This is a genomic window from Providencia sp. NPDC089933, from assembly GCF_049545585.1.
GTDB classification, from domain to species: Bacteria; Pseudomonadota; Gammaproteobacteria; order Enterobacterales; family Enterobacteriaceae; genus Providencia; species Providencia huashanensis.
Genome location: NZ_JBMWDT010000001.1, coordinates 251,787 through 273,640 on the forward strand (window position 1 = coordinate 251,787; position 21,854 = coordinate 273,640).

Below are 21,854 nucleotides of genomic sequence, written 5' to 3' on the forward strand. Positions count from 1 at the left end.
TTGATTTATAATTAAGGGCATGGGCTCGCCTCGGCAAGTTAGTTTAAATATTGCTCATTAGTCGTCGGGCATTGCATTATTGAAATCATCCGCAGGTTGTTTTGAGGGAAAATAAATGAACAGTATGAAAGGAATGCGTCACGCTAGCAATATCGCGTGGGTACTGCAGTGGATATTAAACCTTGGTTTGATAGCATTAGCCGCGGTGCTTGTTTTCTTTTTAGCAAAAGAAACCGTTACGATGGCTTCATTGATGTTTGGAAGTACCAATGGGGCAACAGCGTATGAATTATTAGAAGGCATTGTCATATATTTTCTGTATTTTGAGTTTATTGCCTTAATAATCAAGTATTTTATGTCAGGTTATCACTTCCCACTAAGGTATTTTATCTATATCGGTATAACGGCAATCATTCGCCTTATCATTGTCGATCATAGTGACCCAATGACAACTTTATTGCATGCTGGTGCAATTCTGGTTCTTGTCATTGCCCTTTTTATTGCAAACACTGAAAAACTAAAACGAGAGTAATATTAATTAAGCTAATTTATCCATAGGCAAAAAAGAGTAGATTTGATTTCTTTTTTGTCTATAGATGATTCTGGTGGATACTTAAGCAATATATATTGGATGTCATACTATAAATTAATAAAATTTAAGATACGGTAAATTAGCTAAAAACTAATAAACTTAAATGTTATTAATGAAATTGAATTTATCTGGTTTATCCTATAAAAACTAATAACGAAAGTGTTTTACTTTTGAATATAGGTTATTTACTGTTATAAAGTCCCAATTCTAATAACATAAGTAACTTGTAAATATGACAACTAATACACTCTCTAAGAAAAAAGGGTTTTTAAACCGTGTCGAACGGATCGGTAATGTTATGCCAGATGTTACCATGCTGTTCGTTTATGCCCTTATTATATGTTGGTTTTTATCTTATCTACTTTCATTTGTAGATTTCAATTATTACCACCCAATATCAAAAGATAAAATCTCTATTGTTAATATGTTTCAGTATGAGGAAATAATACTATTTATTACAGCGGCAGTTAAAAACTTCATTAATTTCCCTCCGCTTGGTATAACAATTGTTGCCACACTAGGTATTGGCATTGCAGAAAGTAGTGGGTTTATTAATACGGCATTGAAAAAAATGCTATCGTTTATTTCCCCAAGAATGTTGACTCCAACCGTGGTCTTTGTGGGTATTGTTTCTCACATTGCCTCTGATTCTGCTTATGTCATTCTAATGCCAGTTGCTGCTATGATGTTCTATGCCAGTGGGCGTCATCCATTAGCTGGTATTGCGGCAGCTTTTGCGGGGTTAGCAGGTGGATTTACTGCAAGTTATACGCCTTCTATAATTGACCCAATTATGCAGAGTTTTACGCAGGATGCCGCACAAATGTTGGCCCCCGGTTATAGCGTTAATGTGCTATGTAACTATTTTTTTAGTTTGGGTGGAACATTTGGTGTTATTTTCACCTGTTGGTTTATTACTGAAAAAATTGTTGAGCCTTGGTTAAATAAAAATTGCCCGATTACTTCAAGCGATGTTGATACTGACTCTGAGAAAAAATTAGGGATGATTACCGCAGTTGAACATCGTGCTTTTCGTATTTCAGGGTTAGTTCTGATTGCTTTAGGTATTGGCTTATTTGCGTTGTTATGGCCAGATTCTTCTCCATTACGTGGCCCTGATGGCAGTTTAACCAGCCCGAAAGCCCCGATCATGCAAATCGTTGTGCCATTGTTATTCATTTTCTTTGCGTTACCAGGGATTGTTTATGGGTATATGACGAAATCTTTTACATCAACAAGAGATGTCGTTAAGGCAATGGAAAACATTACTAAATCATTGATCCCATTTATTGTTTTTGCTTTTTTTGCCGCTCAATTCCTATATTCATTTCAGCATTCTAATTTAGGTACATTATTAGCACTATCAGGTGCTGAATTATTGCGGACATTAGATATGCCTTCTGGCATGACTGTTTTTGGTGTTATTTTGTTGACCGCGATATTAAATATCATGATCACATCAGCGACATCTAAATGGGCAATTATGGCGCCAGTATTAGTACCAATGCTTATGGCAGTAGGAATTTCGCCAGAATTAACTCAAGCTGCGTTCCGTGTGAGTGATTCAGCGATGAACGTAAGCACACCGATGTTCCCTTTCTATCCTTTGATACTGATGTATTGCCAGAAATACTATAAAAATGCAGGGATAGGGACGTTGTGCTCTATGATGATCCCATTTACCATCGGGTTATTAATTATTCTGACGAGTACGTTATATCTTTTCTGGGCATTCGATATCCCAATCGGTTTTGACAGTGGTTATACATGGCACCCTGCACAATAAGCGGGCTTAATACCCGACATACTTGATATGTCGGGTAGATATAAAAAAGTTAAGGAATATAAAATGAATGAGTTAGGTAAACAATTAGAGCAGCGTTTTTATCGCTACCTCGCAATTGAAAGCCAAAGTGATGCAGCAAGTACTATTGTACCAAGTACAGAAGGGCAGCGTGAATTAGCTAAACTGTTAGCGGAAGAACTTGAAAGTTACGGCTTAAAAGATATTTATATTGATGAGCACGCCATATTATATGCGATGCGACCAGGCAATAAGCCTACTGCGCCAAAAATCGGCTTCGTCACCCATTTAGATACCGTTGATGTTGGCTTATCACCCGTGATTAAACCACAGACATTAAAATATGAGGGGAAAGACTTATGTTTAAATGCCAATGAAAATATCTGGTTCAAAACGGCAGAGCATCCTGAAGCGGCACCCTATGTAGGTGAAAATATTATTTTCAGTGATGGAACCAGTGTACTTGGTGCAGATAACAAAGCAGCGATTACCGTTGTGATGGAATTAATGAATAAACTGCAACATGCTGATTTTGATTGCGGGGATATTTATGTCGCGTTTGTACCTGATGAAGAAATCGGTTTACGTGGTTCGAAAATCATGGATTTATCCCGTTTTCAGGTAGATTTTGCTTACACTATTGATTGTTGTGCATTAGGTGAAGTTGTTTTTGAAACCTTTAATGCGGCCTCTATTGAGGTATCAATTAAAGGTATTACTGCGCATCCTATGTCAGCTAAGAATGTATTATTAAACCCTATTCGTGTTGCGCATGATTTTATTGGCTGTTTTGATCGTTTTGATACACCGGAACATACGGAACAGCGCGAAGGGTATTTCTATGTGACAGATTTAGTAGCAAACCCCGATAACGCAAAAATCAAAATGGCTATTCGTGATTTTGATCGCAATAGCTACGAAGCGCGTAAGCGTTTTATTGAACAAAGTATTGAGTTGATCCGAGCCCGTCACCCTAAAGCTAAAATTGAATTTAGAATTGATGATGTTTATAGCAATATAAGTGATTCTCTAGGGGATGACCGTACTGCTATCGATTTGATTTTTGATGCACTGAAAATTCAAGGTGTTGAAGCAAATGTAATCCCTATGCGTGGAGGGACTGATGGCTCTGCTTTATCGGCTCGAGGCATCTTAACACCAAACTATTTCACAGGGGCACTCAATTTCCACTCCTGTTTTGAATTTTTACCTGTGAGTTCTTTTGAGAAAAGTTATTTGGTATCAGAGACTATTTGCCGTTTAGTTGGGCAAAAATAGTTTAGTATTGATATTATGCGTAAAAGGCCATGTTATAAAGTGGCCTTTTTTATTGAATAGTTAATATTATTTACTCGGTGAATACTTTGTAGTTATAGTTTTTTTAACTTTAAAATAAGATAAATGAAAAAGAATATATGACTTTGTAACTATTTAATTTATTATTCTAACTGTTATCTCTAAATAAACACAGGGGGAGTAATTGATTAATATTATAATCATTGATGATAATAATATTACTATTCGCGGTTTTGAAGCTATATTTTCTCGGCATTCACGTTACAAAACTATCGCTTCATTTCCATCTATTCAGCAAGTGATTACATGGAATCGAAACCAAAAAGCGAATATTATTTTAATCAGTAGTGTTAAATTACAATATGATTCATTGAAAACATTACAAACACTTCGACGAACTCAACCAGATGTTGGGATAATTATTTATAATGTAAGAAATAATTATGCCTTTTTTTTAAAAGCATTAGATATAGGTATTTTTGGTTTGTTGAGTGTTCATGTCACAGAAGAAGACCTGATAGAGGCGATACGGGTAGTTAATGTAAAGCGCCGAATTATTTCTCCAGATATAGCACAAGACCTTGCTCTGCACCGGTTAGATTATAGTCACCAGAAAGATTTATGTGATTTATTATCGGGACGTGAACTCGAAATCATGTTGATGATCACCAAAGGTATGCCGATTAAGGTCGTGGCGGAGGCTCTATCTCTAAGCCCAAAAACAGTAAATACTTATCGATATAGAATGTTTAGTAAACTTAATATCGGTAGTGATGTAGAATTAACACATATAGCTATTGGTTATGGTTTAATTACAGCAAAACAGGGTTTATCCGAGTGGCAGAACAGTTCGAGTCAAAAGCGTTCTTAAAAACAGTAACGAATCAACCGGGTGTTTATCGAATGTATGACACTGGGGGCACTGTTATCTATGTTGGTAAAGCGAAAGATCTTAAAAAACGCTTATCAAGCTACTTCCGTGAAAATGTGGGCAGCCGTAAAACAGAGCAGCTCGTTAAGCATATTGCTTCTATTGATGTCACTGTGACCCATACTGAAACGGAAGCATTACTCCTTGAACATAACTATATTAAATTATACCAACCTCGTTATAACGTGTTGTTACGAGACGATAAATCATATCCTTATCTTTTTTTAAGCAAAGAAGCCCACCCGCGTATTTCAATGCATCGAGGCGCTAAACATGCGAAAGGGGAGTACTTTGGCCCCTTCCCAAGTTCTTACGCGGTTAGGGAAACATTAGCCTTAATGCAGAAACTGTTCCCTATTCGCCAATGTGAGGACAGTGTTTATAAAAACCGCTCAAGGCCGTGTTTGCAATATCAAATTGGTCGCTGCTTAGGCCCTTGTGTAAAAGGGTTAGTGTCTGATGAAGATTATCAGCAACAAGTTGATTATGTACGCCTATTTTTAACGGGCAAAGATAAACAAGTTCTAGCTGGGTTAGTTGAACGAATGGAACAAGCCAGCCAAGCATTGCGTTTTGAAGAGGCTGCTCGTTTTCGAGATCAAATTCAAGCAGTGCGCGCAGTGACGGAAGAGCAATATGTTTCTGGTGATAGTGATGACCTTGATGTCATCGGCGTTTCTTTTGAATCGGGTTTGGCTTGTGTTCATGTTCTTTTTATCCGCCAAGGTAAAGTGCTTGGCAGCCGAAGCTATTTTCCTAAAGTGCCAACAGATACTCAACTTGAAGAGGTCGTCCAAACATTTTTAGGGCAATTTTATCTACAAGGCAGCGAAAATCGAACCTTGCCAGGTGAAATTCTGCTTGATTTTGCATTAACAGAAAAAGACCTATTAGCACAATCATTGTCTGAACTAGCAGGGCGAAAAATTAATATTCAAAGCCAACCACGTGGAGCAAGAGCGCGTTATTTGAAATTAGCACGTACGAATGCATCAATAGCGCTTTCTACACGGTTAGCTCAACACTCAACAATACAGCAACGTCTGGATTCACTTGGGAAAGTTGTTAACTTAACGTCGATCAACCGAATGGAATGTTTTGATATCTCTCATACCATGGGGGAGCAAACGGTCGCTTCTTGCGTTGTGTTTGATAAAACAGGGCCAGTGAAATCAGAATATCGGCGTTATAATATTACTGGGATCACGCCTGGGGATGATTATGCCGCAATGCATCAAGTGTTGACCCGTCGGTATGGTAAACATATTGATGAAAGTAAAGTACCGGATATCATTTTTATTGATGGCGGAAAGGGGCAACTTGGGCAAGCCAAAGATGTTTTTGCTTCACTTGAGGTGGATTGGGATAAAAACCACCCGTTATTAATCGGGGTGGCTAAAGGTACCGACCGTAAAGCAGGACTGGAAACATTATTTTTAAAACCGGAAGGGGAAGGGTTTGTATTACCTCCGGATTCGCCAGCATTACATGTGATCCAACATATTCGTGATGAGTCACATAATCATGCAATTACAGGGCATCGCCAGCGACGGGCAAAAGTAAAGAATACCAGTGCACTAGAATCGATTGAAGGTGTTGGGCCGAAACGCCGACAGATGTTATTAAAATATATGGGTGGCTTGCAGCCATTACGTAATGCAAGTATAGAAGAAATCGCAAAAGTGCCCTCGATCTCATACGCACTAGCAGAAAAGATCTATAATGCATTGAAACAGTGAGTGTCTTAGGGCAACATATTCATAATATCCAACTTGGTCAAAAAGTTAGTGAGCGTGATGAAATTAAACATACCAACGTGGCTGACATTATTTCGCGTCATCCTAATACCATTCTTTGTATTAGCTTTTTATCTCCCTGTCAGTTGGGGGCCTTTCGCATGCGCGCTTATTTTTGTCATCGCGGCGGTTACTGACTGGTTTGATGGCTTTTTAGCAAGGCTATGGAAGCAAACCACCAAGTTTGGTGCGTTTTTAGACCCTGTCGCTGATAAGGTTATGGTTGCTACGGCATTAGTATTAGTCACGGAAAGCTATGATGTCTGGTATGTGACTTTACCTGCCGCAACGATGATAGCTCGTGAAATTATCATCTCTTCTTTACGCGAATGGATGGCTGAAATTGGTAAACGTAGCAGTGTGGCTGTTTCTTGGATTGGTAAATTTAAGACGACAGCACAAATGATGTCACTAGTGGGGCTATTGTGGCGTCCAACGCCATTAATTGAAAACCTTTCAATTGCATTAATGTACATCGCGGCTATCTTAACATTTTGGTCAATGTTCCAATATTTAAAGGCTGCTTGGGCTGATTTGAGCGAAGCGTGATCGAAATGATTGAAAAAACAGCGAACGATCCAATTATTTCAATAATTGTATTGACTCGAAAGGTGAAATCAGTAGAATGCATCGCATCGAACGGCAACATGGTTTACCAAAATAAATAAGTAAATCAGCCAGTTTGAAAAGCATAAGCTGAAAAGTAAAGCTTTAAGCGGGAATAGCTCAGTTGGTAGAGCACGACCTTGCCAAGGTCGGGGTCGCGAGTTCGAGTCTCGTTTCCCGCTCCAAATTTCGCAAGAAATTAGGATAAGGCGCGTTAGCAAAGCGGTTATGCACCGGATTGCAAATCCGTGTAGCTCGGTTCGACTCCGGGACGCGCCTCCAAATTTAGCCCAGGTGGTGAAATCGGTAGACACAAGGGATTTAAAATCCCTCGGCCTTTAGGTTGTGCGGGTTCAAGTCCCGCCCTGGGCACCATCTTGAAGTAAACAAGCCTCAATGGTGTGTTTTATTTTAAGTTATAACTGGTCAATATATATTGTCTACCACAGTATATTGATTAGTGGGTAAATGAGTAATTTACCTAGATGTTGTAAGAAAGACAATTTGGCCCAGGTGGTGAAATCGGTAGACACAAGGGATTTAAAATCCCTCGGCCTTTAGGCTGTGCGGGTTCAAGTCCCGCCCTGGGCACCATCTAAACTTAATTGAGGTTACTCTTTAAGTTTAACATTTAACCACCTTGAGGTGGTTTTTTTGTATCTAAATTTTGGCTTAACAAAGTTAGTGTTACGTGATGCTTTAACTGCCCAGCCATTTTTCGCTTCCCACTCATATATCACCCACCAAAAGAAAGCACATGGGTATGCCATGTAAATTAACACTAAATTGGTGTAAAAAACCGTAAGTCAGACCGTTCCGCCAGTGTTTTATGTCAGTATTCTAACTTTAAAAGAGGACCTGACTATGTCTAACATGAAAACAGAAGTTGTCGTTGTACGGTTAACTAAACACGAACGAGCGCTATTAGATACGGTGAAAACAAAGCCGCTATTAGCTGACTGGTTGAAAGAAATTGCAATGGCTGAGGCAAAACAACGAAAAAACAAAGAAGCATAAAGTTGTAAATTACCTTTATTATGCGAGGTTATTTTATTTGATAAAAGGAAGGTTACCTTTTGATTAATCGACTACTTTTGTTAGTATCCAATGAGATAATTTAATTAGGATGCTACAAGCAATGATAAAGGGAATTTTGATTTCTATTTTGGTTGTATTAACCTCTGGTTGCATGACAAATAAACAGAGTGCCCCTTATGGTTTTCAGTGGGGGCTACAACCAAGTGATTTAAAAAAATTACGGTTAAAAGAAACCCAGTGCACTGGGTTTCAAGAAGGCGGGGCGCTATGCTCTGTTGTAGGTTCTCCTGAATTTCATAATAAACCCTTTCTATTAATATTTTCACGGGAAAATAATACATTGATGTTAATTTCAGCACAGGGAAATGCTAGTCGTGACCAGATGGTGATCCTTAATGAATATGATGAAATTAACCAGAGAATGTTTGAATCATATGGCTTGCCAAAACAAACCATTGAACGTTATAAGCGAGACGTGTTTTTCTTAGATAAAATCTCAGATGATGAAACGACACCATTTAAGCGAGTATATGAACAAGGTGATATGCGAATTATGGTCGGGATTGTGAGTAACTCCCATTTCAGAAAGATACAAGACAAAAAAAACATTATTTATTCAGTTATGGTTATTCATAGTTTAATTCCAAATAAGCCGCAATAGGCGGCTTCTAAGCAAGTACGCAACTTCTTAGATTTATTTGCTTTTGCGTTTTTTAATCAGCTCGCTCATATCTTTCTGCCTTTGAATAAGTGACTCAATCTCCGCGTGGTAGATATCAGTGAAATGACATTCTAAAGAAGTTGCTTCCCCATCGAAGACTTCAACATAGCTACCATCTTGTTTAATTCCCCAGTAATGGTTGCCGTCCCCAATGATTTTTAATAATGGTAAGACATCAGTAACCTCATAAATTTCCCTTAGACTGTTATAAGCAGTTTTAATACTTGCCCACTCAGGTAGTTCTTCAGTTTCGATGCCTAAAATGACTAAACCACGATGAAATGTCCACGCAGGGCCAACATCAAACAGCTTTGCTTCTGGCCAAGCGTCTTCTTGAGCTAAGACACATAGCCCATTAGTACGTTGTGAAAAGCGCAAAAAATCTTCGGGTAGCGTAATGCCTGTTACATTCTCTAAATCACGAATTGCTTCCTCAGTCGGTGAATGTGCCGCAACGACGTGAAAATCTTTTTTATTTATTTGCTGCAGAGTTTCCCAAATCAGTTCATGAAATTGTTCTGGGGGCATAGTGAAATACTCCTTAATCTGATGGGTATATAAAGTGCGTTATTTTCCGGATTTTTTACATAAATTGCGATCGTTTTCCAACTAAGAAAAGTCTTGTAGATGAAAATATCATTAGGTGATGGACTAATGATAAATATTTTATTAAGTAGACTGAGAAAATATAATGAAAAAAGCCGTATTACTTACATTATTTGTCATGTTGATACCCTTATCGTCACAAGCGGGTTCTAGTTATTATAGTTGTGAGAAAAAACTGATAAAATTAGAGAAAGAGTTTCGTAGTGCTGTATCTCATGGTAATAAACATAAAATTTATAAAATAAAGAAAAAAATCCATAAGCTGGGTGATAAATGTTATGACAGTTATTCAGGAGCAACAAGGGGATATGATTATTATCCTAGAGGAAAAGCCAGTGAGCTTGAGAGAGAACTGGATTCACTGAGGCGTGTTCTTGAAGCTTTGAACGACTTAAAATAGACATATTATTGGCAAAATGAGAAATAAACTGGTCTGTTCACTATGTTTATGCTCACTCTGTCTTAAGTAAATGGATAATATCAGGTATATTAGAACCTGATTGTTAGCTACCAAGAAAAAATTATTATGATTATCAAACCTAAAATTCGTGGTTTTATCTGTACTACAGCTCATCCAGCAGGCTGTGAAGCCAATGTACGTGAGCAAATAGCCTACGTGAAATCACGCGGCGAGCTGAAAAATGGCCCTAAAAAAGTTCTAGTTATTGGGGCATCCACCGGTTATGGTCTAGCATCTCGTATCAATGCTGCATTTGGCAGCGGTGCGGCTACTATCGGCGTTTTTTTTGAAAAACCAGGCAGTGAAAGTAAGACAGGCTCTGCAGGTTGGTATAACTCAGCCGGTTTTGATAAAGCAGCAAAAGAAGAGGGGCTATATGCAAAAAGCATCAATGGTGATGCCTTCTCGAATGAATGCCGTCAAACCGTCATTGATTTAATCAAACAAGATTTAGGCCAAATTGACCTTGTTGTTTATTCACTTGCATCACCCGTTCGTAAAATGCCAGAGACAGGTGAAGTGGTACGTTCTGCGTTAAAACCTATCGGTGAACCGTATAAATCAGTTGCGTTGGATACCAACAAAGATGTGCTGATTGAAGCCGTTGTTGAACCTGCAAATGAACAAGAAATTGCTGATACCGTTAAGGTGATGGGCGGGCAAGACTGGGAACTGTGGATGAACGCATTAGATGAAGCCGGTGTTCTGGCAGACAATGCACAGTCTGTGGCTTATTCTTATATCGGTACAGATTTGACTTGGCCAATATACTGGCATGGGACGTTAGGTAAAGCTAAAGAAGATTTAGACCGCGCTGCGTATGCAATCAACCAAAAATTGCAAGCGAAGGGTGGGGCTGCGTACGTCGCAGTATTAAAATCTGTCGTTACTCAAGCGTCTTCAGCTATTCCTGTGATGCCTCTTTATATCTCAATTGTATTTAAGATCATGAAAGAGCAGGGGATACATGAAGGCTGCATCGAACAAATCCAACGTTTATTCGCAACTAAATTGTTTACAGGCACGTCACCTGAAACAGATGAAAAGCACCGTTTGCGCTTAGATGATTGGGAGCTGCGTGATGATGTACAAAGTACATGTCGCGAAATTTGGCAGCAGCTTAATGATAATAACATCAATGAATTAACAGATTACCAAGGGTATAAAGCTGAATTTTTACGCTTATTTGGTTTCGGCTTAGATGGTGTTGATTATGATGCTGATTTAAGCGGTGAAGTTAACTTTGAAGTAAAAGAACTCATTTAATTGCTTTAATATCATAAAAGCTGTGATTAAAACCCGCATTTATCAATGCGGGTTTTATATTATCTATTAATCTATTTTACTTTTCACATATTGGATGAATTGTTGGCTGGCTTGTTCTGATGCGAAACTACGAGCGGGGATAATAATTGCGTAGATTCTATCCAAGTACAGATATAATAAATCACCATCGGTTCTAATAAATTGTACAGCACTCCATTTTATTAAAGAAGTTCCATGGATACTTTTCTCATGTATACCTTCTTCATCAATACAATATTCTCGTTCAGTAAATAAAAAACCATTATCATCAGGAATTGCTTTATTTAGGACCTGAACAAGACGTAATGCAAAAGTGATAAACAGCAGTACTGCTAGTAAAAATGAAGTGAATATAATTGGTAAGGTTGCATTAAAATACCGAAAAGTGAAAACACAGGCAACGACAAAAATCATGACTAAAACTAAAAAAGGTAAATTATTGGTTTTATCTTTAGTGAAATAATGATTTTTATGGCTGTAACGACTGAATTTCATATAATCTGCACGATTAAGTATTACAGAAATTGGATCTATCATAATCAGGTTTTTAGGTTGTTTTATAGAGTGGTTATAGTGAGGATAGTAACGATAATTGTGGGAGGTGTAAATCTGATCGCTTATATAAAATAAACAATCAGATTAGTTTCTTCAAAAAATAAGCTAAGTGATTATTGTTCTATAAAAACTTCGCCATTTCGAATGACGGCTCTGCCAGTGACTGTACCGTTTTCATCAAATTCTGTTACCGTACCTACGAGTACACCATTATTAAATGTACCTGTAATATTAGGTTTATTGCTTGCGGTATCATGGAAAATTGTAAATGGACCTGATAATTTACCTTTGTTTACCGTCATCTCAAGATCAATACGCCCATTCTTATGATAATTACGTATAGTTCCGTTGACTAAACAATCTTTAAGTTGAATGTCAGATTCTGGATTCCCATTTTCATAATAGGTTTTGATGTATTTGTCGAAACATCCTTTTTTTATCCATGTTTTGAATTCTGGTTTACCATTATCATATTCCATTCCAAATGGCCCATCCGAAATACCTTTTGGTGCTTTTGTGGACGGAAATTCAATATTTTTAAGTTCATCTAAGGATGAAAATTTGGATTCTGATTTTGAGGAAGTAGCGAGTTGGCACCCTGAGATAAATAAAACTAGAGAACATAATACAACTGATTTAAAACGATTTAGCATTAACATATAAACCCTATTATTTGCTGTAAAAAAATAATTGATTCAAATAACTATATGACTATAGCCTTTTTATAACGGCGTGTTGTGAGAATTATCTTAATTTATTCATTTTTAGTTATAAGCCCAGCATTTGTTTTTATCGTTTATTTGAACATTTTTAAATAACTGATTTTAGTCAGGACGATTATAAGGTAATTTAATGAAGTTAAGTGATTTTGTAAAAAAGGGAGTCATGGATGTTAGTTGTTGAAATGTTAAGTACCGGCGATGAAGTTTTACATGGGCAAATAATCGATACAAATGCGGCTTGGTTGGCGGATTATTTCTTTCAGCAAGGGCTTCCTTTATCTAGCAGAACGACAGTTGGGGATGATTTAGAGAGTTTAATCTCTACTTTTCTTGAACGCAGCTTACATGCAGACATTCTGATTGTTAATGGAGGGCTCGGCCCAACAAGCGATGATTTAAGTGCATTAGCAGCGGCTAAAGCTGTGGGAGTTCCTCTGGTAGAACACTCACAGTGGGTTACGGTTATGGAAAACTATTTTATTGCGAGAGGGCGAGTCATGCCTGAAACGAATCGCAAGCAGGCATTATTACCTGAAAATGCAGAATTAATTGATAACCCCGTTGGAACTGCTTGTGGTTTTTCATTAAAACTAAATGATTGTGTGCTTTTTTTCACGCCTGGGGTTCCTTCAGAATTTAAGGTCATGATTACTGAACAAATCTTACCTCAAATACGTGAGAAATTTACATTACCGGAACCGCCAGTTTGTTTGCGTTTAACTAGTTTTGGGCGTAGCGAAAGTAGTTTGGCAAAACAGTTTGATAGTATCTCTTTACCGGATGATTGTGTGCTTGGATATCGTTCATCAATGCCAATTATTGAATTAAAACTGACAGGGCCTGCATCACGACGCCAACAAATGGAGAAATGCTGGCATGCGATTAAACAAGGTGTTGGCGATAATATGATTTTTGAGGGGACGGAAGGTTTTGCTCAGAAAATTGCTAAACAATTACAAGATAGGGGGCTCCAAATAGCGCTGAGTGAACAATTTAGCGCAGGTTTATTAAATTGGACATTAAATGCGGCTAATATCTTAGTGCATCATGGTCAAGTTATTGTTCCGCAGTCGGAACAAAGCTTAATAAGCCTATTGCAACAAGCCAAAGATAATGCAGCTCAACAATCCGTACAGATTGGGCTCGCAATTGGTGATTATCATGACCAATACTTAAATGTAGCGCTATCAACACCAACAGGAAGCTATGCACAGCGGATACACTACTTACCTAATAATCATAGCCAAAAAGAAAAACAAGAAGTGAGCGTCATGTTAATGTTAGATATGCTGTCGCGCTGGTTAAATGCTCGAGAAGTTATTGGTTATTATGAGTGGTTAGTTCAAGTTGAGACTTTGGTTCTGGATAATGAGCTAAATGATGACGTTAAATCTTAATGGTTATATTCCAATGCTAGAAGAGGTTCCAATCCAATCGGCATTTCAGGAAATAATTACTGAAACAGTGGAGCAACTCGCTTGGCTATTCAAAACGAAATTACATAGTGTTTATGTATATGGAAGCGTTGCGAGGGGAAGCGCAACGCCTCAGCAATCGGATCTCGACCTTTGTGTCATTTTATTGCAACCAGCGACTGTACAAGAGAATGCTGGGCTAACTGAAATGCAACTACAATTAGTCACTCAGTACAGCAACGTTAGTAAAATAGACTTTGATATAGGTTTATACTCTGAAGTTGTCGATAAAGATAATTTATATAGCTGGGGGTATTGGATAAAGCACCAATGCCGTTGTATTTACGGGGCGGATTTGTCTACCCAATTTAATCCTTTTATGCCTTCACGGCAGATTGCTGAAGCGGTGAATGGTGATTTTGTTGAGGTGCTAAATGGCTATATACAGAAAATAAAAAATTGCAATAATTTCGATGAATTAAAGTTATTACAAAGAGCGGCTGCAAGGAAATTAATACGTTCAACAGATGTATTAAGGTTAGATACTGACCGGGATTGGTCAAGTAGTTTAAAGGATTATATGCAAAAATTTACGGGTAGATACCCTGAGCAAAAAAGTCGATTAGATTATTTTTTTACTCAGAGTTTACATCCTTCAGCTGATACTAACCAATTTATAGATAATTTAATAGCCTTTATTAATTGGTTAGATCATGAAAGAAATATAGCGGGTTAAGCTTATTATTTTTCTGATTGTATTGATTCAATTATGTAATTGAAGCTTGAAATGCCTTTTCTACAGGCTTTCTCTTTTAAAACTGATGGTGTTTTATCGATTGCACCTTTTAGGCTTGTTAGCTGGCTTGCATAAGTTTCAGCGCCAATTATGTCAGGGTTGTTGTTTAAATATTCTACTGTACTGTCAACTTTTTGGTAGAAATACCCACATGGGTTGTCAGTGATTTCTATGGTGCTCAGTTCTTTTAGTGAATCAGGTAAGAGTTGTTGTGAGTTTTGCTTAACCAGCTCAATATATTCCCCTGATTTTATCTGTTCAACCATGGTATTAATTTTACTTTTTATGTTGAAAAACATCATAATAGTAGTAATTAAAGCAATAGCTAAAATAACATTTATAGTAATACTGACCCCGAGTAGATACTTTTTCATTAAATCCCTTAAGTAAAAAGATAAAGTTTTATTTGTATTGATTATAAGTTAACTAGGTTTATTTTAAATATATTTAGGATAAATGATTAAACGTAAGCTAACTTGGCTGGAGCCGCATTTTATTATTTTTGATAAGGGTTTTATCGTACTGTGAGAACAGAAACTTTAGAGTTTTGAATAACCATTGAGGCGGTCGACCCCAAGAAATAAGTGGACATACTTGGTCGACGTGAGCCGATAACAATTAAATCTGCATTAATTTCTTCTGCAACTCGTAAGATTTCATCCCTTGGGGTACCCATCAGAACTTGTGCACTATATTTATCAGCGGGAATTTTAAATTCTTTAATAATCTCTGCTAGTTTTTTGGTTACGCTCTCTTGTTCGCTATCGGCTTTTTCTGCAAAACCAAAACCCATTGTTGTATAAAAGGGAATGGTAGGGATAACCGCTAAAAAATGAACTTGCGATTTTTCATACTCAGATAGGTGCTGAATATGAGGCATGACTAAATGAGCTAAGCTTTTTTCTGTAATATCAATGGGGACTAAGATTTTAGTGTACATTTTTTCTCCAGCTATCATCTTGTGAACATGCAACCATTAAGCTTTATTTTTACAAAAATAGGGCGGTAAACCGATAAAATAGACATAGCTAATTATAGAATAAAATATGCCTCTAAAACTAAGGTTAGCATGTTAATTAGGCAAATACTTTGATGAAGTATTCAATCTCAATAACTTACTCAATACGCAATCAAAAATTTTAATGCGGTTTGTGCTATTGACCGTTATCGCTCTTTTATCGGTTAATTCAATGTTATATGATCCGTATATGGTTTGTATCTATTTTGTATTGTGAGGGTATTTTGGGGATTGTTAAAATTTCAGATGAATTACATGATTATTTACGTCATGCAAGCCAAGTAATGTCTCGTTCAATTAACTCACAGGCAGAGTTTTGGATCAAAGTTGGTATGCAAGCTGAATTAAATCCGCATAAAACATTTACTATGCTAATCAGCGAAATGCTAGAAAAAGAGTCTATTGAATCAAAAGGAAAAGTTCATGAATAACATTAAAATTAAAACAGCAGATGAAATTGAACTCATGCGTGAGTCAGGAAGGCTCTTAGCTAGCGTATTTAAGATGCTCGATTCTATTATGGTTCCGGGTATTTCGACGATGGAAATTAACGACAAAGTTGAGAGTTACATTGTTAATGAATTGCAGGCACGTCCTGCAAGTAAAGGGCAATATGGTTACCAGTATGTTTTGAATACTTCATTGAATGAAGTTGTTTGCCACGGCGTTCCTAAAACAGATGAAATAGTAAAAGCAAAAGATATTATTAATGTTGATATCACATTAGAAAAAAATGGCTTTATTGCTGATTCTAGCAAAATGTATGTTATGCCAGAAGCCTCCCCTTTAGCACGTAAGCTAGTTAAAGATACTTATGCTGCGATGTGGGAAGGAATTAAACAAGTTAAACCAGGTGCCACATTGGGTGATATTGGTTCAGCAATCCAACATTATGCGGAGTCTCATGGGTATAGTGTCGTTAGGGAATATTGCGGACATGGGATTGGGCGTGAAATGCATGAAGATCCACAAGTGCTGCATTATGGTGTACGCGGTAAAGGAATTGAATTAAAAGAAGGCATGACATTTACGATAGAACCGATGATTAACCAAGGTGGAATGAAAATTAAAACCAAAAAAGATGGTTGGACGGTAGTGACTCGAGACAAAAAATTATCAGCGCAATCAGAGCATACAGTATTAGTGACTAAAGACGGTTATGAAGTACTGACATTACGAGATGAAGAAAAATAGCCCCTTATAAATTATTAGATAAAACTAAAATACCAGTTTGTGATCAGTAATCGATGGCAAACTGGCTGATTGTTATTAATTATTGCCTTAGTGCGATTGCTATGCGATTAAATGCACTCATTAACCCAATGGCTATAGTAAGGTCTGAAATTTGTACATCGGTAAAATGGGTTTTTAGTGTTTCAAATAGCTCATCCGATGTACCACTTGTGGCGATATTCACAACCGCTTCAGTCCAAGCTAATGCGGCTCGTTCTTTCGGGTCGAAATGATGGCTAACTTGCCAACCTGCTAGCGTGTCAATTTTTTTATTGCTAACCCCCGAAGAGCGTAAGGAATTGGCATGCATATCTAGGCAAAAAGCGCAGCCATTGATTTGAGAAACCCTTAAGTAAACAAGTTCAACAAGTTCTTTGCCTAATCCACTTTTATTGAGTGCATTTTTACAATCAATAAGCCCTTTATAGGCATCAGGGGATAATGTCGGATAAGCCAGTCTTAGTGCACTCATGGATAATTCCTCGTAAGTTCCGTTATTAGATAAATACAATATTAAAAATATTTTTATGAATCTTTTATTAGTCGGGCTTTTAGTCATATTTTTATACTAATTTTAAGTGAGTATATACTTATTCGCCGACGAAGAGGAGTGATGGTTGTATAGGCTGCTTAACAGATTAATTACTGGGGACCAGTAATAGTTTAGCGCTACAAGAGTGACTAAATTGCTGTTGAACATCGGGAGGAAGGTGATTGTCTGTAATAATATGAGTCAGTTCATCCATTTGGGCAACGCGAAATAATGACCATTTCCCGTACTTGCTGCTATCCGCTAACATAACAGATTGTGTTGCATTTTTAATAAGATCACGTTTTAGACCTGCTTTTTCTTCAGTTGGTGTCGTGATCCCTTTACTCAAGCTCCAAGAGTTGCAACTAATAAATGCAATGTCCGGGTAGATACTACGAAGAAGGCTTCGTCCATGCTCACCGATGCAGGATTGGCTGCTATCATCAATACGCCCACCAATAATGGTTACTTCTATCTGTTTAAACTCGCAAAGGAAAAGGGCAATGTGAAGGTCGGCGGTCACAACGCGCAGCGGCATATGCGTTAGCTCGCGAGCTAGCTCAAGCATAGTAGTCCCTGCATCAAGAAGGACGGTGTTTCCCGGTTCAATTAAACGGGCTGCTGCTTTTGCAATAGCCCGCTTTTCTCTTAGGTTACGTTGGTTTTTTTCGACTGTCGTGGGTTGCACTGGAATAAAACGATTTAGCGTTACCCCACCATGAGTGCGAGATATAACCCCAGTTTCATCTAGTTTAATTAAATCACGCCGGATAGTGGCCGCAGAAACAGATAATGCTTGTACAAGCTCATCAACAGTCACAAGGTTATGCTGTTTAAGGTACTCAAGTATTAAATCCAATCTATCCATTGTGCTCATTGATTACACTACATTCATTGCAAGTTTAAGGGAAATAGCCATGCTTTCAGGGTTTGCTTTGCCTGTCCAAGCAATATCAAATGCGGTTCCATGATCCGCAGATGTGCGTAAGAATGGAAGGCCAGCAGTGATATTAACACCATCATAAAAACCTAATAATTTTAATGGGATATGGCCTTGGTCATGGTACATTGCAACAACCATATCGTACTGCCCTTGATAAGCTTGTAAAAATACAGTGTCTGGGGGACAAGGACCATACGCATCGATGCCTTCAGACCTTACCTGTTCTATAGCAGGTTGTAAATATACGATTTCTTCGTCACCAAATAAACCGTTTTCTCCAGCATGGGGATTAACCCCTGCAATAGCAATACGTGGTTTTTCAATGCCAACTCGTTTTAAAAAATCCGATGCAATGCGAGTCACAGTAACAACACGTTCGCTGTTTAATGTGTCTAAAAATTTTCGTAATGCGATATGGGTTGTGACATGAATGACTTTTAATTTTTCAGTGTAAAGCACCATGGCATAATCTTTAGTATTCGTTAGCTGGGCAAGGAGTTCGGTATGCCCAGGATAATTATGCCCTGCAAGGTGCAAAGCTTCTTTATTTAATGGCGCAGTAGCAATTGCTTTAACGTCACCAGCCAGCGCAAGCTCAGTTGCTCGTTTGATACAGCGAAATGCTAAGTCACCGGCTTGTGCTTGAACTTTGCCCGCGACAAGTTCATCAGGGGCAGCTAAAGGTTCATCAATGATATTGATAGTATCGGCCGAAAACTGGGCTTCATTGATATTGTTTATGATATTAAGTTTTACTTGAGGAACCAAACCCGATGTAATTAAACGTTGCATTGTTGCTGCACAACCAATAACAACAGCGGGAGCTCCTGCTAATTCACCTTCGGCAAGGGATTTAACGATAATCTCAGGGCCAATTCCCGCAGGGTCACCCATAGTAATAGCAACGACATTATTTTTCACAATAAATTTCCTCAATATATTTGATGGCTTCGCATAAAGTGGTTATTTGGCCAAACCCTCCCGCTTTTGTTATGACGGGCAAGTCATCGATTTCACTATCAATAAAGGTGCCACAAGGTATACATGGCATAACCTCAGATTGGATTCGATAACCTTTTGCTCCCAAAGTATTGGCAACCGCAATAGCGATATCACCACCAGTTAAAAAAAGTCCCCCGATGCTGGCAACAGACAGCGTGTTTAATGTCAGCAAACTAATAAAGTCGCTGATTGTTTTTCCCAATTCATTACGCGTCATGCCATAGGTTATGCATAGCTCATCAATATGATGCCTATCTTGCACATCTCGACTACTACGTATGATGGTGTGTTTTTGTTGGTTTAATGTATGACTAACTTCTTTAATAAGTGCAGCCATGTAGTCATTTTGTGTATTGGATGCAAGGATCTGTGTTACATCAATATCAATGACGCTGGCATTACAGTGTGTTTGTGCATAATTTACTTGCTCAATGGTCGCGCTACTCATGGAGCCTGCAACGATAAATAGCGGTAATCCTCGCCTTTTACTCATAAAATTATCTTCAGGTAAGGCATTTGCAAACCCAGCGGCTCCGACTAATAGGCAAGGTTCAACTAATGAGGAAACGGCCTCAGCGATTAAGGTTAAATCACGCTCATTTTCGGCATCGGTAACAATAATAGTTGCTTGTGTAGGCGCTTGTGCTTGTAGCCATGTTGCGAACTGCCCTGAACGTATTTGTTCTAAAGAGATCTCGATCACGGGAAGAGCAGTTTGCTGATGAATTATCGTTTGTATACGTGATGAAACTACGGGTGTTTTTGGGTCAGATGCGAACTCAGTTTCTATCAGTGGCTTTCCATTAACTAAGCACTCACCGTTTAAGGTTACTCGTCCAGCAGCAGGAATAGCTGCGGCAACAATAGCGAGTTTAAGATTGGCTTCAGACATAACCGTTTCAATTTCTATGCCGATATTACCGCGGAATGTTGAGTCAATTTTCTTATAAATTAAAGGCTTTTCAGTTTGTGATAAAAAGGGTTTTAAGCTACCTCGGAGATTATCCGAGGCAGTTTCTGCATTTAGTGCACGGCTTTCGGTGTTGAGCACCACGACATCAGCAAACCACGAATGTTTTTGTGTGCTATCGAGTAATATCTCAGTTCGAGCCTGTTTTTTTGCAAACTGGACGCCAGTATCATTGGCGCCTGTAAAATCGTCCGCAATAACGAGTAGTTTCATGACTAATTCCTCACTCTTCGGCAGCTTGAGGCTGTTTAGCTTGTTGACGTTTAGCGACCCAAGACGTCAGAACTGGGGTTAAAATGGCTGTTGTGATCACCGAGGCTGCAATCAATGGGGCTGCAGATAGCGCAATTGCTTCAAGGGATGGGTCTGCTTGGGCGATTGCCAGTGGCGTTGCAACGGCATTGCCAGCGGTACTTGATGCGGCTGCGCCAGCAATACCTGAGCCGCCAACTAAACGGTCAGCTCTGATATTGAACCAACCTCCAACAAATGTGGTGAGGGCACCTAATAAAATTCCCGCTAAGCCCCCTTGTAATAGCATTTCTAAGTTGATCCCTGCACCTAATGCGAAAGCAAAGAAAGGGATTAATATTGGCCCGCCTTTTGTCAGGAAGTCACGCATATGCGGATCTAAGTTACCTAAAATCATACCAACAATCAGTGGGACGAGAACTGCAACTAAGGCCATTAAAGGAATATTTGCCATCCCTGCGGCACCTAATGCGATCATGGTAAAGAAAGGGCCATCATTGAGAGATAAAATTGAGATAGCACCGACATCCCGTTTGTTACCAAATTCCCCCACTAACGCAGCGTATAAGCCACCATTTGAATTACTCATAGCAGCAATAATTGCAACGCCAGTTAAACCAAAGATGCCGTCCATACCAAACAGGTAATCGACACCGAGCCCGAGAGCGATAGCGACAATTAATTTTGTTAATGTGATTGTACCGCCTTGTAATAGGGCTTGAGGGGCTGCTTTGAAGCTAATGCCTGCCCCCATGCACAGTAAAAACGCCCCTATCAGTGCGGGAGCGCCATTTTTAAATAGTGAAGTGGTAAAGCCTCCTATTTCGAGAGACTGGGGTGCAAAGGTATTGATCAGAGCACCGATGACTAATGGCACAACCATCATGCCGCCAGGTATGCGTTCTATCGATTTTTTTATTTGCATGGTTTTCTCCGCCATGATTTATTTTAGTCATAATGATTATATTCAATCAAAATAAAACAGCCGTGACCTAGATCTCATTAATGATTTTTAGTGGAGAAGTATCATTTTCACTCATAAACAGCCTTTTTATCGTTAAATATAGTGAGATAACTTCAGAAATAGGGCGTATGGAGTGCACCGATACTTTGATTGAAATCGATCATGTTGACTATTTAATGACTGCAATCATGCACATAAGCTTATTGATGGCATATTAGCTAACATTTCTTGGTTCAAATTTAGCGGGATAAAAGTCGTATTTTAAAGGAGGAGTTGAATAGGTGAGATAATAAGCGT

Annotated in this window: 24 protein-coding genes and 4 tRNA genes; 18 read left to right on the forward strand and 10 right to left on the reverse strand. The window is 38.4% G+C overall.

Annotated features, from left to right (window positions below; translation table 11 throughout):
• Nucleotides 1-124 precede the first annotated feature (124 nt).
• The 12 genes from psiE to ACPEH5_RS01310 all read left to right on the forward strand — a co-directional run bounded on the left by psiE (nt 125) and on the right by ACPEH5_RS01310 (nt 8,724).
• Entirely contained in the window at nt 125-532 is a 408-nt protein-coding gene (psiE, locus tag ACPEH5_RS01255; protein ID WP_370661220.1) for a phosphate-starvation-inducible protein PsiE, read from the forward strand.
• 292 nt (nt 533-824) lie between these two features.
• Nucleotides 825-2,378, forward strand: coding sequence for an AbgT family transporter (locus ACPEH5_RS01260; protein WP_042844166.1), 1,554 nt, complete (start codon nt 825-827; stop codon nt 2,376-2,378).
• A 63-nt stretch (nt 2,379-2,441) separates the two neighbouring features.
• The gene (gene pepT, locus ACPEH5_RS01265) at nt 2,442-3,674 is read left to right on the forward strand and encodes a peptidase T (RefSeq protein WP_042844165.1); all 1,233 of its coding nucleotides are present in this window, start codon (nt 2,442-2,444) and stop codon (nt 3,672-3,674) included.
• A gap of 202 nt (nt 3,675-3,876) precedes the next feature.
• The gene (locus tag ACPEH5_RS01270) at nt 3,877-4,563 is read left to right on the forward strand and encodes a LuxR C-terminal-related transcriptional regulator (protein WP_042844164.1); all 687 of its coding nucleotides are present in this window, start codon (nt 3,877-3,879) and stop codon (nt 4,561-4,563) included.
• Complete coding sequence (gene uvrC, locus ACPEH5_RS01275; protein WP_042844163.1) at nt 4,530-6,362, forward strand: excinuclease ABC subunit UvrC; 1,833 nt, start codon at nt 4,530-4,532, stop codon at nt 6,360-6,362. The genes ACPEH5_RS01270 and uvrC overlap by 34 nt, the downstream gene beginning before the upstream one ends.
• Before the next feature lie 57 nt (nt 6,363-6,419).
• Complete coding sequence (gene pgsA, locus ACPEH5_RS01280; RefSeq protein WP_042844162.1) at nt 6,420-6,968, forward strand: CDP-diacylglycerol--glycerol-3-phosphate 3-phosphatidyltransferase; 549 nt, start codon at nt 6,420-6,422, stop codon at nt 6,966-6,968.
• A gap of 166 nt (nt 6,969-7,134) precedes the next feature.
• Nucleotides 7,135-7,210: transfer RNA gene (locus tag ACPEH5_RS01285), tRNA-Gly, on the forward strand.
• 23 nt (nt 7,211-7,233) lie between these two features.
• Nucleotides 7,234-7,307 (forward strand) — tRNA-Cys (locus tag ACPEH5_RS01290).
• A gap of 6 nt (nt 7,308-7,313) precedes the next feature.
• Nucleotides 7,314-7,400 (forward strand) — tRNA-Leu (locus ACPEH5_RS01295).
• 132 nt (nt 7,401-7,532) lie between these two features.
• Nucleotides 7,533-7,619 (forward strand) — tRNA-Leu (locus ACPEH5_RS01300).
• A 270-nt stretch (nt 7,620-7,889) separates the two neighbouring features.
• On the forward strand, nt 7,890-8,042 hold the full coding sequence (locus ACPEH5_RS01305; RefSeq protein ID WP_042844161.1) for a hypothetical protein: 153 nt from the start codon (nt 7,890-7,892) through the stop codon (nt 8,040-8,042).
• Nucleotides 8,043-8,163: 121 nt separating this feature from the next.
• Complete coding sequence (locus tag ACPEH5_RS01310; RefSeq protein WP_264402852.1) at nt 8,164-8,724, forward strand: hypothetical protein; 561 nt, start codon at nt 8,164-8,166, stop codon at nt 8,722-8,724.
• Nucleotides 8,725-8,757: 33 nt separating this feature from the next.
• Here the strand turns inward: ACPEH5_RS01310 and ACPEH5_RS01315 are convergent, their stop codons facing one another.
• Entirely contained in the window at nt 8,758-9,312 is a 555-nt protein-coding gene (locus ACPEH5_RS01315) for an SMI1/KNR4 family protein (protein ID WP_042844158.1), read from the reverse strand.
• A gap of 163 nt (nt 9,313-9,475) precedes the next feature.
• Between ACPEH5_RS01315 and ACPEH5_RS01320 the strand changes: the two genes are divergently transcribed.
• A complete protein-coding gene (locus ACPEH5_RS01320; RefSeq protein ID WP_048606937.1) occupies nt 9,476-9,790 on the forward strand; it encodes a DUF1090 family protein in 315 nt (104 codons plus the stop codon).
• A gap of 126 nt (nt 9,791-9,916) precedes the next feature.
• The gene (fabV, locus tag ACPEH5_RS01325) at nt 9,917-11,116 is read left to right on the forward strand and encodes an enoyl-ACP reductase FabV (protein WP_042844155.1); all 1,200 of its coding nucleotides are present in this window, start codon (nt 9,917-9,919) and stop codon (nt 11,114-11,116) included.
• A gap of 66 nt (nt 11,117-11,182) precedes the next feature.
• On the opposite strand, the gene ACPEH5_RS01330 is transcribed toward fabV, so the two are convergent.
• Both ACPEH5_RS01330 and ACPEH5_RS01335 read right to left on the reverse strand, forming a co-directional pair.
• The gene (locus tag ACPEH5_RS01330; RefSeq protein ID WP_164975490.1) at nt 11,183-11,650 is read right to left on the reverse strand and encodes a YcxB family protein; all 468 of its coding nucleotides are present in this window, start codon (nt 11,648-11,650) and stop codon (nt 11,183-11,185) included.
• A gap of 173 nt (nt 11,651-11,823) precedes the next feature.
• The gene (locus tag ACPEH5_RS01335) at nt 11,824-12,369 is read right to left on the reverse strand and encodes a toxin-antitoxin system YwqK family antitoxin (protein ID WP_042844153.1); all 546 of its coding nucleotides are present in this window, start codon (nt 12,367-12,369) and stop codon (nt 11,824-11,826) included.
• A gap of 230 nt (nt 12,370-12,599) precedes the next feature.
• On the opposite strand from ACPEH5_RS01335, the gene ACPEH5_RS01340 reads away from it, so the two are divergent.
• Complete coding sequence (locus tag ACPEH5_RS01340) at nt 12,600-13,829, forward strand: nicotinamide mononucleotide deamidase-related protein YfaY (protein ID WP_131679939.1); 1,230 nt, start codon at nt 12,600-12,602, stop codon at nt 13,827-13,829.
• On the forward strand, nt 13,810-14,583 hold the full coding sequence (locus ACPEH5_RS01345; protein WP_281111445.1) for a nucleotidyltransferase domain-containing protein: 774 nt from the start codon (nt 13,810-13,812) through the stop codon (nt 14,581-14,583). The genes ACPEH5_RS01340 and ACPEH5_RS01345 overlap by 20 nt, the downstream gene beginning before the upstream one ends.
• A 5-nt stretch (nt 14,584-14,588) precedes the next feature.
• Here ACPEH5_RS01345 and ACPEH5_RS01350 read toward each other — a convergent pair whose 3' ends face one another.
• A complete protein-coding gene (locus tag ACPEH5_RS01350; RefSeq protein ID WP_048606946.1) occupies nt 14,589-15,017 on the reverse strand; it encodes a hypothetical protein in 429 nt (142 codons plus the stop codon).
• A 140-nt stretch (nt 15,018-15,157) separates the two neighbouring features.
• Nucleotides 15,158-15,583 carry a universal stress protein gene (locus tag ACPEH5_RS01355; protein WP_042844149.1) on the reverse strand — a complete coding sequence of 142 codons (426 nt, stop codon included), beginning with the start codon at nt 15,581-15,583 and terminating at the stop codon, nt 15,158-15,160.
• 302 nt (nt 15,584-15,885) lie between these two features.
• On the opposite strand from ACPEH5_RS01355, the gene ACPEH5_RS01360 reads away from it, so the two are divergent.
• Nucleotides 15,886-16,092 (forward strand): ParD-like family protein, encoded by a 207-nt coding sequence (locus ACPEH5_RS01360; RefSeq protein ID WP_048606948.1) that lies wholly within the window; start codon nt 15,886-15,888, stop codon nt 16,090-16,092.
• Nucleotides 16,085-16,855 carry a type I methionyl aminopeptidase gene (gene map / locus ACPEH5_RS01365; protein ID WP_042844148.1) on the forward strand — a complete coding sequence of 257 codons (771 nt, stop codon included), beginning with the start codon at nt 16,085-16,087 and terminating at the stop codon, nt 16,853-16,855. Before ACPEH5_RS01360 ends, map begins: the two co-directional genes overlap by 8 nt.
• A gap of 79 nt (nt 16,856-16,934) precedes the next feature.
• Here the strand turns inward: map and ACPEH5_RS01370 are convergent, their stop codons facing one another.
• From ACPEH5_RS01370 to ACPEH5_RS01390, 5 genes are all read right to left on the reverse strand, one after another.
• Nucleotides 16,935-17,366, reverse strand: a complete 432-nt coding sequence (locus ACPEH5_RS01370) for a carboxymuconolactone decarboxylase family protein (RefSeq protein WP_048606953.1) — start codon at nt 17,364-17,366, stop codon at nt 16,935-16,937.
• A 166-nt stretch (nt 17,367-17,532) separates the two neighbouring features.
• Nucleotides 17,533-18,303 carry a DeoR/GlpR family DNA-binding transcription regulator gene (locus ACPEH5_RS01375; protein WP_042844145.1) on the reverse strand — a complete coding sequence of 257 codons (771 nt, stop codon included), beginning with the start codon at nt 18,301-18,303 and terminating at the stop codon, nt 17,533-17,535.
• Between the two features lie 3 nt (nt 18,304-18,306).
• Nucleotides 18,307-19,263, reverse strand: coding sequence for a D-threonate 4-phosphate dehydrogenase (locus tag ACPEH5_RS01380; RefSeq protein WP_042844362.1), 957 nt, complete (start codon nt 19,261-19,263; stop codon nt 18,307-18,309).
• Between the two features lie 16 nt (nt 19,264-19,279).
• Nucleotides 19,280-20,554, reverse strand: a complete 1,275-nt coding sequence (gene dtnK, locus ACPEH5_RS01385) for a D-threonate kinase (protein WP_166685377.1) — start codon at nt 20,552-20,554, stop codon at nt 19,280-19,282.
• Between the two features lie 10 nt (nt 20,555-20,564).
• Nucleotides 20,565-21,518 carry a 2-keto-3-deoxygluconate permease 1 gene (locus tag ACPEH5_RS01390; RefSeq protein ID WP_042844142.1) on the reverse strand — a complete coding sequence of 318 codons (954 nt, stop codon included), beginning with the start codon at nt 21,516-21,518 and terminating at the stop codon, nt 20,565-20,567.
• Nucleotides 21,519-21,854: the final 336 nt, after the last annotated feature.

What these genes read in the sequence shown, in the direction of transcription:
- ACPEH5_RS01310 (WP_264402852.1), top strand. Translation starts at nt 8,164, where the DNA reads ATGATAAAGGGAATTTTGATTTCTATTTTGGTTGTATTAACCTCTGGT.
- ACPEH5_RS01305 (WP_042844161.1), top strand. Translation starts at nt 7,890, where the DNA reads ATGTCTAACATGAAAACAGAAGTTGTCGTTGTACGGTTAACTAAACAC.
- ACPEH5_RS01315 (WP_042844158.1), bottom strand. Translation starts at nt 9,312, where the DNA reads ATGCCCCCAGAACAATTTCATGAACTGATTTGGGAAACTCTGCAGCAA.
- pepT (WP_042844165.1), top strand. Translation starts at nt 2,442, where the DNA reads ATGAATGAGTTAGGTAAACAATTAGAGCAGCGTTTTTATCGCTACCTC.
- ACPEH5_RS01355 (WP_042844149.1), bottom strand. Translation starts at nt 15,583, where the DNA reads ATGTACACTAAAATCTTAGTCCCCATTGATATTACAGAAAAAAGCTTA.
- ACPEH5_RS01380 (WP_042844362.1), bottom strand. Translation starts at nt 19,263, where the DNA reads ATGGGTGACCCTGCGGGAATTGGCCCTGAGATTATCGTTAAATCCCTT.
- dtnK (WP_166685377.1), bottom strand. Translation starts at nt 20,554, where the DNA reads ATGAAACTACTCGTTATTGCGGACGATTTTACAGGCGCCAATGATACT.
- ACPEH5_RS01370 (WP_048606953.1), bottom strand. Translation starts at nt 17,366, where the DNA reads ATGAGTGCACTAAGACTGGCTTATCCGACATTATCCCCTGATGCCTAT.
- ACPEH5_RS01390 (WP_042844142.1), bottom strand. Translation starts at nt 21,518, where the DNA reads ATGCAAATAAAAAAATCGATAGAACGCATACCTGGCGGCATGATGGTT.
- ACPEH5_RS01320 (WP_048606937.1), top strand. Translation starts at nt 9,476, where the DNA reads ATGAAAAAAGCCGTATTACTTACATTATTTGTCATGTTGATACCCTTA.
- ACPEH5_RS01330 (WP_164975490.1), bottom strand. Translation starts at nt 11,650, where the DNA reads ATGAAATTCAGTCGTTACAGCCATAAAAATCATTATTTCACTAAAGAT.
- ACPEH5_RS01350 (WP_048606946.1), bottom strand. Translation starts at nt 15,017, where the DNA reads ATGAAAAAGTATCTACTCGGGGTCAGTATTACTATAAATGTTATTTTA.
- ACPEH5_RS01345 (WP_281111445.1), top strand. Translation starts at nt 13,810, where the DNA reads ATGATGACGTTAAATCTTAATGGTTATATTCCAATGCTAGAAGAGGTT.
- ACPEH5_RS01375 (WP_042844145.1), bottom strand. Translation starts at nt 18,303, where the DNA reads ATGAGCACAATGGATAGATTGGATTTAATACTTGAGTACCTTAAACAG.
- map (WP_042844148.1), top strand. Translation starts at nt 16,085, where the DNA reads ATGAATAACATTAAAATTAAAACAGCAGATGAAATTGAACTCATGCGT.
- psiE (WP_370661220.1), top strand. Translation starts at nt 125, where the DNA reads ATGAAAGGAATGCGTCACGCTAGCAATATCGCGTGGGTACTGCAGTGG.
- ACPEH5_RS01335 (WP_042844153.1), bottom strand. Translation starts at nt 12,369, where the DNA reads ATGTTAATGCTAAATCGTTTTAAATCAGTTGTATTATGTTCTCTAGTT.
- pgsA (WP_042844162.1), top strand. Translation starts at nt 6,420, where the DNA reads ATGAAATTAAACATACCAACGTGGCTGACATTATTTCGCGTCATCCTA.
- ACPEH5_RS01340 (WP_131679939.1), top strand. Translation starts at nt 12,600, where the DNA reads ATGTTAGTTGTTGAAATGTTAAGTACCGGCGATGAAGTTTTACATGGG.
- fabV (WP_042844155.1), top strand. Translation starts at nt 9,917, where the DNA reads ATGATTATCAAACCTAAAATTCGTGGTTTTATCTGTACTACAGCTCAT.
- ACPEH5_RS01260 (WP_042844166.1), top strand. Translation starts at nt 825, where the DNA reads ATGACAACTAATACACTCTCTAAGAAAAAAGGGTTTTTAAACCGTGTC.